Origin of the sequence: Methylobacter sp. (assembly GCF_004322395.1) — a bacterium.
In the GTDB taxonomy this organism is placed as follows: Bacteria; Pseudomonadota; Gammaproteobacteria; order Methylococcales; family Methylomonadaceae; genus Methylobacter_A.
The window spans coordinates 1-9,792 of record NZ_SCTW01000145.1; the positions used below are offsets into that span (position 1 = coordinate 1).

At 49.6% G+C, this 9,792-nt stretch carries 7 protein-coding genes; 1 reads left to right on the forward strand and 6 read right to left on the reverse strand.

Annotation, left to right across the window (positions count from 1 at the left end):
• Positions 1-135 precede the first annotated feature (135 nt).
• From ctaD to EPO18_RS19035, 5 genes are read right to left on the reverse strand one after another with little or no spacing between them, the layout of a single operon-like run.
• Positions 136-2,676, reverse strand: coding sequence for a cytochrome c oxidase subunit I (gene ctaD / locus EPO18_RS19015; protein WP_292436171.1), 2,541 nt, complete (start codon positions 2,674-2,676; stop codon positions 136-138).
• Complete coding sequence (locus tag EPO18_RS19020) at positions 2,676-3,041, reverse strand: hypothetical protein (RefSeq protein WP_292436172.1); 366 nt, start codon at positions 3,039-3,041, stop codon at positions 2,676-2,678. Before EPO18_RS19020 ends, ctaD begins: the two co-directional genes overlap by 1 nt.
• Positions 3,042-3,046: 5 nt before the next feature.
• A complete protein-coding gene (locus EPO18_RS19025; protein ID WP_292436173.1) occupies positions 3,047-4,015 on the reverse strand; it encodes a cytochrome c oxidase subunit II in 969 nt (322 codons plus the stop codon).
• Positions 4,012-5,175, reverse strand: coding sequence for a c-type cytochrome (locus EPO18_RS19030; protein ID WP_292436175.1), 1,164 nt, complete (start codon positions 5,173-5,175; stop codon positions 4,012-4,014). Before EPO18_RS19030 ends, EPO18_RS19025 begins: the two co-directional genes overlap by 4 nt.
• Positions 5,160-5,828 (reverse strand): cytochrome c oxidase assembly protein, encoded by a 669-nt coding sequence (locus EPO18_RS19035; protein WP_292436177.1) that lies wholly within the window; start codon positions 5,826-5,828, stop codon positions 5,160-5,162. The genes EPO18_RS19030 and EPO18_RS19035 overlap by 16 nt, the downstream gene beginning before the upstream one ends.
• Positions 5,829-6,244: 416 nt before the next feature.
• Between EPO18_RS19035 and mgtA the strand changes: the two genes are divergently transcribed.
• Positions 6,245-8,788: a magnesium-translocating P-type ATPase gene (gene mgtA / locus EPO18_RS19040; RefSeq protein ID WP_292436179.1), complete on the forward strand. Its 2,544-nt coding sequence runs from the start codon at positions 6,245-6,247 to the stop codon at positions 8,786-8,788.
• Between the two features lie 28 nt (positions 8,789-8,816).
• Here mgtA and EPO18_RS19045 read toward each other — a convergent pair whose 3' ends face one another.
• On the reverse strand, positions 8,817-9,515 hold the full coding sequence (locus EPO18_RS19045; protein ID WP_292436181.1) for a TVP38/TMEM64 family protein: 699 nt from the start codon (positions 9,513-9,515) through the stop codon (positions 8,817-8,819).
• Positions 9,516-9,792: the final 277 nt, after the last annotated feature.

Below are 9,792 nucleotides of genomic sequence, written 5' to 3' on the forward strand. Positions count from 1 at the left end.
CGATCTTGACACAGGCAATATGCTGAACCCCGTACACAACGGCAAAATGCACCACCCAAATGAAAGGACCGGCTAGAGAGAACAGCGCTATGCCGATAAATTTTTCAGAAAATACTGGCTTTGATGTGGTCATAATTAAATCATTCTCGGAAAGCCGTGAATTATCAAAAGACCGGTAAGCGCTTGAGCCACGGTGTAATAGGCCAGCAAATTGGTGTTTTCCAAACTGGCAAAGCGCACTCGGTCGAGCTTGCCGGTAAAATGCCGTGCGATAACAAACAACGACATCATCAACACCGCAAAAACCAGCTCGCCGTCTAAAACGCCGGACATATACACTAATGCTCCATAGCTTGATTCTGCTGGGCGAAGGCCTATCTGCCACTGGCACCAGATTTCCAGATACACTGCAAACACACTTAATAGTGCGCCGAGCAGTACCAGCAGCGGTGTCAATATATTCTTTTCACCCGGTTCCGGGAGGGTCCCCTTTGCCACAGCAAAAAATGCAGCACTGGCAATAAATGACAATGCGCTGACAGCCGGCCACTGTAAGACGGGTAGGCTCGCTGCATCGGCGGGCCACCTCCCTGGCGATACTGTCCAAATGTAAAGATAAGAAAATAAATAAGCGAAATAAAGCGAGCCTGCAACGAGCATCAGGATAATCATTGCCCACCAGCCGTGGCCGACCGGGCCGGTGACATAAACCGGAAGCTTAAACCCAGCGCCTATATCGATCGGCCCTTTGTACGGGCCTTTATCGAGTTCCCACGCCCAGACCAGAAAAATCGCAATAGCAAGCACACCACAAACAATCGCCGGCACAACCACCTTGATAGTCAGCAAAAGAAAACAGGCGGCGGTAAAGACGGCGGAGAAGAAATGCGTCCAGCTTGGGCCCAGCATTTGGATCACATATTGCGGCTTGGCTTCAATGGCGGTAGTGACAATAGTCTCCCGTCCGCCGGTAGGGGCATTGGGCAAATAATGTTCGCCCGCTTCGACTTGCTCAGCCAGGTTGGGTTGGTCCCACAGAGGATCGCGACTGGTCACATGCGGAATGGAGCGAGTGGAATACACATCCGTAGGCAGCCATTCCAGGGTTCCGGCTTGCCAAGGATTGCTCATGCCGTGCGTCCCGACCCGGAAATTGCGCATCATGTCGATAATAAAAACCAGTACTCCGGCACCGATGATATAAGCGCCCACGGTCGATGCAAAATTATAAGGTCCCCACCCTGACGCCTCCGAATACGTCCACACACGGCGCGGCATGCCGATCAGTCCGGTAATATGCATGTGCAGAAAAGTAATATTAAAACCGATGAACATCAGCCAGAAGCACCATTTTCCGAGCCTCTCGGACAGCATTCGCGTGCTGACCATCGGCGCCCAATAATAAAAGGTCGCAAACAGCGGGAAAACCATGCCGCCAACCAATACATAATGCAGATGGGCGACGATAAAATGCGTATCGTGAGCCTGCCAGTCGAACGGCACCATCGCGACCATTACGCCGGTCAGCCCGCCGACCGTAAAAATAAACAGCATACCCAGCACGAAAAGCGAGGGAGTGTTCAACTGAAACCGGCCTTTGGACGAGGCAATGGTAGCGATCCAGGAAAAAATCTGGATACCGGACGGCACCGCCACGGCCATGCTGGTCGCGGAAAAAAAGGCTAGACTGAGCGAGGGAATGCCTGTCGCGAACATATGATGCACCCACAAGCCGAAACTGAAAAATCCGGTGGCAATCAGCGCGACGACAATCAGCTTGTAACCTACCAGAGGTGTGCGCGCCATGGTCGGTATAATCATCGACACCAACCCGGCTGCGGGCAGGAAAATAATGTACACTTCCGGATGGCCGAAAAACCAAAATAAATGTTGCCACAACAACGGGTCGCCGCCGCCGGCGGCAGTAAAAAAAGGCCAGCCGAAAGAGCGCTCGATCTCCAAATACATCGTTGCCAGAATCACCGCCGGGAACGCCACCACGATCATGCCGGCAAAGACCAGCATGGACCAGCCGAAAATAGGCAATTTATCGAGCGACATTCCGGGGGGGCGGGTCCGCAAAATGCCGACAATAATCTCAATCGCCCCGGCGATTGCAGATATTTCAATAAAACCTATACCCAGAAGCCAGAAATCGGCGTTATTGCCTGGAGAATACTCGGTCAATGTCAACGGCGGATACATAAACCAGCCCCCTTTGGGCGCCAGGTCGTAAAAGATGGTGGTGAAAAATACCCCGCCGCCAATGATGTAAGCCCAGATGGCGAACGCGCTCAATCGCGGAAACGGCAAATCCCTGGCAGCCAGCATTTGCGGCAGCAGCAACACGCCCAATGCCTCCAGGGCCGGCACAGCGAACAGAAACATCATGGTGGTGCCGTGCATCGTAAAAAGCTGGTTGTATAAATCCTGGCTGACCAGATTATTCTCCGGTACGGCAAGTTGTGTGCGCATAACCAAAGCGACCAAGCCGGCGAGAACAAAAAAAACAAAGGCCGCGCCAAGGTACAGCAACCCCACCGTTGTGTTATTGACCGCAGTGAACCACCTCCATCCGGTTGGCGCTGCCCAAATGCGCAGCAGTTGTTCCTCTTCACCTTCCGGTCTCGGTAAAGTATTCGGTAATACTGTCTTTGGGTTGGTTGTGTTTGCCACTAACTCCTCCTTAGGGAATTAACAGCCGGACTAAATTCCCGCTTTTGTTCCCACGCGCTACCACGCTCGTCTTCATGCACAAATATTGAAAAACACGTCATTCCGGCAGGGATTGCCGGAAACCAGAGCACAGGGATGTGAATGCCTGATTTAACTAAGCAATTCCGCGCTGCAAGGCTTGTGCCGGCTTCGATATTGCCATCCATGGCTTCTGGATCCCGGCAATCCCTGCCGGGATGACGAAAACCGTCGTATCTCCCAAACACTTGTGTATAACGACGAGCGAGCTGCGTGGGAATGAGACAAAATCCGTTTGGGCCCGTCCAATCAGTGTCATCCGTGTTCCATTTTTCCAGCTTATGCATCGCAATTACTCCAGGCTGTTTAGATAAGCCGATAAGGACTGAAGCTCACTTTCGGAAAAAATACCGAAAGGAGGCATCAAACTTTCCGGCTTAACTGTTTGATGCTGACTAATCCATTTGGCAAAGCCTTCCGCAGTGTTTGGCAGAATACCGGCGCCGAGCGACAGCCTGCTGCCGACATGCGTCAAATCCGGCCCTATCCTCCCGTCCGCCCGGATGCCTCGAACCGTATGGCAGCCGCCGCATCCGCCGGATAAAAACAGCTGTTCGCCTTCTTTCTCAAGCGCTGGTCTCGCGTTCGTCCGCTCCTTGGCGAGCCATGCGTCATACTCGGAAGGCGCCATCGCCATAGTGTAAAACGACATCAGCGCATGCGCGCCGCCGCAATACTCGGCGCATTGCCCAGTCACGATGCCGGGCTTGTCGGCAATAAAATGCAGGATATTGGTGCGTCCCGGAATCATGTCGATCTTTCCTGCATAGGCAGGTATCCAGAAGCTATGGATCACATCCGCCGTCGATAACTCGATTTCAATCGGGCGGCCTGTAGGAATCCGAAGTTCATTGGCGCTTTCCGTAGTCCGTCCATCGTCATACCGATAGATAACCCGCCACCACCATTGTTCTCCTACCACCGAAATATGCACCGGGTTTTCGGCCTGAATCAACGCTCCACCGGCGTTCAAAATCAAAAATCCGTAGACCAGCAGAGCGGTTAAGGTGACTACCGGAAAAACAATCCCCCCCCAAACAATGCTTTTTTTATCGGTAAGTTTATGACGCCAACCGGCAGGACCGGCTATTGAAATCAATATCAGCGCGCATATTAAAAGCGTTATTAAGGCGGCTCCAATAATCATGATCCAGGTCAGCAGCGTAATCCGCGATGAAACCGGCCCTAGACCGGTAAACGCGGATTGCTGACCATGACAGCCGGCTATGATCAACAAAGCCATAATACAAAACAGTTTCATTGTCGCAAGCCCTCCCCTGCTTTGTGATCAGCGCGTTCCGCCGGTGCTTGATTCGCGAAGAATGCTGCGGCGGCTACTACCTGTTGCTCGGTCAAACGCTTTGCAATAGTAGTCATAATCGCGCCGTACGGCGTTTTTGCGCGAATCCCTCTCTGCAAAATCTGCAATTGCTGCCTGAGGTACTGTTCAGATTGACCGGCCAGACGAGGATAGTCCGAACGTTTATTAGCGCCGTGGCACGACAGGCAAGCTGGCACCTTGCGCAAAAGATCACCGTGTTCCGCTAGTTGGCGACCCAGCTCGAGTCCTGCCGAAGATGGACGCTGGACGGGTTTACTAACAGGACCTGCTAACGACGCGTAATAGTCCGCCAATTTATTAATATGTTCATCATCGAGTTCGACGGCAATTGGTTCCATAAAGCCGCTTTGTCGCAGATCGTTGTGATATTCGTGTAATGTCCTTTTCAAATAAGCTTTATCCTGACCGCCAAGGCGGGGCACATAGGGACTTGTCGGTGGCGCATCGCTTGTGTCATGGCAGCGATTACATGCGCTGAGGTTAATTTTGGGCCTGCCCTGACTGGCAAACTCACTAGCTGGATAGTTTTGAGCTGCGATATTATCTTTGTTATTACCGTTCGCATACTTCAGGTAATCCGCTACCTTCATTAACGGCAGCACTTCCAAGAACGCAACCACAGCCCAAACTTCATCGTCGCGATCCCGGCCGCTCCACCCCGGCATTCCGGTAAATTGAATACCATGACGCACAATCCAAAACAGTTGTTCGCGCGTCCACATAGGCGCATTAATCTTCAAGTCCGGTGGCGGGGGCAGCATCTGAGCATAAACGGGATTCAGCGATTGTCCCGGCGTCCTGTGACAGGTGGCACATCCTCCTTGAAAGTGCGCAGCCCCCAGCGGCATCAGCCCGGCAATATCCAGCTCCGGGGCGTCAACGGGCAAGCTGTTGACTATAACCGAACGCTCCTTGCCCAGCGTTAAAAGCCATTCGAGCCAAGCCGGATGTCCCGCACTGGCCGCGATGTTGAAAATGCCGGAATATGCGATGGCCAGAACCAGCACAATACCCCCGGCAAAAAGCCCAAGCGCCCACGGCAAAAGTTTACGCAAACGTCTTCTTACCGGCTTTGCCATAAGCTGTTTTCCGCTACGGCTACCGCGTCACTTTGCGAATCGGGCAGTGTCTGGAACCAATGCGAAATCAGCACAATCGCGGCGAGAACATAAGTGATCGGACAAACAGTAACCATCAGCAATCCGGCCAACTGCTGGTCGGCGAGCTCAACTGTCATCGGCATATTGGTAGAGGTCATACCGTAAAGTACACGCGGCGCAAATATCAGTAAGACGGCAATTAAACAAAACAGCTTGCCGGTCAACAACAGGGCAACAACCGCCCGCCATAAATGTTCGCCGGTCTGGTTTAATACTATGAGCCAAAACCATAAGGCGGAGAAAAGCAAAGTTGCTTGCATCAGCAAAGCACCGGCATGACCTTCCATCGCCAGACCGATACCTAGCGGCGAATGCCATGCCATCAACAAAGCCGCTTGCAGGGTGATAGCCGCGAATAATGTTGAAATGCTAGCGGGTTTGGCGGATGAATACCGCAATTTCAGAAGCAAACTTGCTAAAACCGGTGCTGCTACGGTCATCAGCGCTATATGTATAATCATATGGCGCGAAAATGTACCTGCAATTTCTACATAGCAAAGCCCTAGCAACGCCAGTACGGCCAAGGCCGCCGATTCCATAAAGGCAAATGATTTTAATAGATTAGCTTGCATTTGCAGTTTCTCCTGCCGGTCCGTAAGTTATTTATTAGTTTATAAATTTCTCAATTAGATCTATTGATATGCAGTAGAAGGGATATTGCCCATGCCGTGAATATAATTACGCGCGCCCTCGAACGTATGTGGTGCATAAAGATAAATCTTGTCAATTAAAGAATATATTCAGCAGTTCGCCGCAGTCTGTACGGTACCGTACAAATCTTAAGCTCATCACACTGTAGAGAGCTTCGCCCTATCCCAGGGTGTCTCTGGTAGAAATCGCGTTGATTTGTTCACTTATCTCAAGAATTGACAGAATCATAAGAACAAGATAATAAGTTGGGTATTTTTCATCGATAATACAGTAGCCACATAGGAATTTTATGTCGAGTTACAATAGAGCGCCTCCAAAATCACAAGCAGAATTAGTCATGAAAACCGTTTCAAAACCAGATAAACCTGAAACGCACAACGCATTCTGGAATACGCCTGCTGAACAGCAACTCAAGCAGTTGGCTACGACGCTTCAAGGCTTAAGCAATGAAGAAGCCGATCATCGAATAAAACTCTACGGCGCAAACCGGTTAAATAACAAAAAGCAAACGGGAAACTTACAACTGTTTTTAGCCCAGTTTAAAAACTCCATTATTCTGATACTGCTTTTTGCTACAGGATTGTCATTCTATTTACATGATCGTCTGGATGCCGCGATTATTTTAACGATTGTAATGATCAGCGGTTTGTTAGGATTCTGGCAGGAAAAAGGTGCAGCCAGCGCTATAGAAAAGCTGCTTGAGATTGTGCAAATCAAAGTCAACGTGCTTCGGGGCGGCGTTGCAACAGAGATTGCCGCAGAAAACCTGATTCCCGGCGACATCATATTACTCAGGGCCGGCGACGTTATCCCCGGAGATTGTTTGATCCTGGAATCCGATAACCTGTTTATTGATGAAGCCATACTGACCGGAGAAAGCTATCCTGTCGAAAAATTACCCGGCGTATTGCCGGTAGAAACCGCATTAAGCCAGCGTACCAACGCCCTATGGATGGGAACACATGTGCAGAGCGGCGATGCAACGGCGCTGGTGATTGCCACAGGGCAAACCACGGAATTCGGCAAACTCTCCCTGCGTATCAAGTTAAAGTCTCCTGAAACCGAGTTTGAGAGCGGCATTAGGCGCTTTGGTTATCTGCTGATGGAAATCACGCTAATACTGGTTATGTTGATTTTTGCGGTGAATGTTTATCTTGAAAAAGCGGTGCTGGACTCGTTTTTGTTCGCGCTGGCTCTGGCCGTAGGCTTAACGCCGCAATTATTGCCCGCAATCATCAGCATCAACCTGGCTCACGGCGCGAAACGCATGGCGGAGCAAAAGGTTATCGTCAAGCAATTAGCCTCAATCGAAAATTTCGGCAGCATGAACGTGCTTTGTTCGGATAAAACCGGCACCTTGACCGAAGGCACCGTGCATTTACGCGGTGCGTTTGATCTGTCAGGCAACGCCAGCGATAAAGTGGCATTTTATGCCTATGTTAATTCCGTATATGAAACCGGATTCAGCAATCCCATCGACGAAGCGATCAGGCAATTTCGGCAATTCGATTTAAAAGACTGCGAAAAACTGGCGGAAATTCCCTATGATTTTTACCGTAAACGTCTAAGTCTGTTAGTTTCCAAGCAGGGCGAAAGTATTTTGATCACCAAAGGCGCCCTGACCAACATTCTTGACGCCTGCTCTGAAGTGGAAAATGCCGACGGCACGCTGCTGCCGATAGAATCGGCAAGCGAGCAAATCCAGCAACGTTACGAAGATTTCAGTCGTCAGGGCTTCCGCACCTTAGGCGTTGCCTATAAGCCAGTGGATGCGCAGACACGGATAGATAAGACTGATGAGACCGACATGCGCTTTCTAGGCTTTCTGTTGTTTTTCGACCCGCCCAAAGCAGATTGTGAAGAAACGATCAAGCAACTGCGCGAACTGGGCGTGACGCTCAAAATCATTACCGGCGATAACCGTTTGGTAGCGGCTACCGTCAGCAAGCAACTGGGGTTGGCGGAACACGAAATCCTGACCGGCCCTGAAATTGAGCAAATGAGCGGTCCTGCATTGATCAATAAAGTGGTGGATGTCGATTTATTCGCCGAAGTCGAACCCAACCAGAAAGAGCGCATCATCATTGCGCTAAAAAAAGCCGGCTTTGTGGTCGGCTATATGGGTGACGGCATTAATGATGTGTCTGCCTTGCATGCCGCCGATGTCGGCATTTCTGTCGATAGCGCCGCCGACATCGCCAAACAAACGGCCGAAATTGTGCTGTTGGAAAAAGATCTGGCCGTATTGGTGCAAGGCGTTCGCGAAGGACGCATTACTTTCGCCAACACACTGAAATACGTGTTCATGGCAACCAGCTCCAACTTCGGCAACATGTTCAGCATGGCCGGCGCATCGTTATTTTTGCCCTTTCTGCCGTTATTGCCCAAGCAAATCCTGTTGACCAACTTATTGACCGATTTTCCGGAAATGACCATCGCCTCGGATAATGTCGATGCGGACATGGTCTCGCAACCCCGGCGATGGGATATCAAGTTCATCCGTAAGTTCATGATCACTTTCGGCTTTGTCAGTTCTTTGTTCGATTTTATGACCTTCGGCCTGCTGTTGCTGCTGGATGTTTCTGTAGAACAATTTCGCACTGCCTGGTTTCTGGAGTCTGTGGTTTCAGCCGCGTTGATTGTTTTTGTAGTGCGCAGCAGCAAACCGTTTTTTTCCAGCCGCCCCGGCAAATACCTGGTCGCCGCAACGCTGACAATCGTCGCCGTCACTGTGGCGTTACCCTATACGCCGATTGCGCCGTTAATAGGTTTTCAGCCGCTGCCGCTTCATTTACTTGGGTTGCTCGGTGTAATCGTTATGCTCTATATCTCAACGGCTGAGATAGCAAAACACATTTTTTACCGTCTGGTAAAAATGTAAGGATGGTTTTTCGGCATGGGCGGCACAATTATTCATCATTCATCCCAAGTTGCTTTACAGTTTTACCTGCAATTTTTGCTACATAAACCAATACCGCTAAAGAAATAACTAAACCTGCTCCCAGCAGCGGATATGAAACACTGATCTGGGGAGAAACATCACTCATTAATCCGGCCAGATGTTTAGCGGTATATCCCATATAAACCAAGCAGGCATTGTAAATTAAAATGCCGCTGGTAGCGGCTAAGTAAGGCCAGAACCTGACTTGAGTAATCGAAAAAGCGTAACTCAGCATTGCAAATGGCAGAGGCGTCAGACGCAATAAAAACATCAGCTTAAACGGATTGCTCTTAATTACCTCGTTGAGTTTGGAAAAATGCTTATGCTTGGCAAGAAACGCAAGAACTCTGTCATGCAATAAATAACGTCCCAGAAAAAAAATGAAAGCCGAAGCCAAATAAGTGGCGATGATGGTATAAAGCTCTCCTGTACCGATTGGGAATAATAAGCCGGCAGCGAAACAAAGCGCATCGACTGATACAAATAGAGGAGTCAAAATGACAAATAATGCAATAAAACCCAACGGCGCAAAAGCGCCCATGCCTTGAATCCAAATTTCAAGATCAGGTAGATAAAGTTCCAACCCATGTCCAATAAGCAATACAAGCCCTGCAAAAACCAAAGCTATAACTAACTTCTTAATGAGCGGTATATTTTGAAGTTGCATACTCTGATTACTCCCTGAAAAAATATCCAATTTGATTAACTTGCCCCCTCCTCTATCGTGGCGGCGTGAGACTCCCAAAAAATCGTATTATTTTTTACATTCCGGTTGGCTTTAATCTCTGTCATATATTTGGACTACCAATTCATAAAACCATGCCGGTCTAAACAACACAACGTAAATCAACACTATCGGAGTGATGGGAATGGGGCCAATCTCAACAATTGAAATAACGATAAGAGCGAGGAGACAGAGAATGCGCATACTTTTTTCCTTATTC

What these genes read in the sequence shown, in the direction of transcription:
- EPO18_RS19020 (WP_292436172.1), bottom strand. Translation starts at nt 3,041, where the DNA reads ATGCATAAGCTGGAAAAATGGAACACGGATGACACTGATTGGACGGGC.
- EPO18_RS19025 (WP_292436173.1), bottom strand. Translation starts at nt 4,015, where the DNA reads ATGAAACTGTTTTGTATTATGGCTTTGTTGATCATAGCCGGCTGTCAT.
- EPO18_RS19030 (WP_292436175.1), bottom strand. Translation starts at nt 5,175, where the DNA reads ATGGCAAAGCCGGTAAGAAGACGTTTGCGTAAACTTTTGCCGTGGGCG.
- EPO18_RS19035 (WP_292436177.1), bottom strand. Translation starts at nt 5,828, where the DNA reads ATGCAAGCTAATCTATTAAAATCATTTGCCTTTATGGAATCGGCGGCC.
- mgtA (WP_292436179.1), top strand. Translation starts at nt 6,245, where the DNA reads ATGAAAACCGTTTCAAAACCAGATAAACCTGAAACGCACAACGCATTC.
- EPO18_RS19045 (WP_292436181.1), bottom strand. Translation starts at nt 9,515, where the DNA reads ATGCAACTTCAAAATATACCGCTCATTAAGAAGTTAGTTATAGCTTTG.